The organism is Chitinophaga sp. Ak27, from assembly GCF_012726295.1.
Taxonomy (GTDB): Bacteria; Bacteroidota; Bacteroidia; order Chitinophagales; family Chitinophagaceae; genus Chitinophaga.
This window is the reverse complement of record NZ_JABAOB010000028.1, coordinates 1-464: the sequence shown is the minus strand read 5'-3', so window position 1 is coordinate 464 and position 464 is coordinate 1. Positions and strand designations below refer to the sequence as shown.

The 464-nt window shown below is 47.0% G+C and carries 1 protein-coding gene; it reads left to right on the top strand.

Translation table 11 applies throughout. The annotated features are described in order from the left end of the window. Positions 1–464, top strand: a 464-nt coding sequence (locus tag HGH90_RS31485; RefSeq protein WP_262888625.1) for a putative LPS assembly protein LptD, incomplete at both ends; no start/stop codon positions are given.

Below are 464 nucleotides of genomic sequence, written 5' to 3'. Positions count from 1 at the left end.
CGGAAAAGGTATAAATACAACGGTGGACTAAACCTCAGCTTTGCCAACACCCGTTTTGGAGATCCGGCGGTAAAATCGGAGTTCAGCACCTCCAAAGACTTCCGGGTTACCTGGAATCATAGCATGGACAGCAAAGCCCGCCCGGGTGTAAACTTTGGCGCAGCCGTTAACTTTGGTACCTCGTCTTATAACCGGTATAACGTATACGACTATAACACCCGTGTAAATAACAACATCGGATCTTCTATCACTTTCTCCAAAAGCTGGATAGGCAAGCCTTATAACCTGACGATGGGATTGAACCACTCACAGAACCTGAGCACCCGTGATGTGTCGATTTCCTTCCCGGACGCGACTTTCACCGTAAATACCATCTATCCTTTTCAGCCAAAAGAAATGGTAGGTAAGCCTAAGTGGTATGAGAAGATAGGGATTTCGTATAATGGCGTATTGCGCAACCAGGC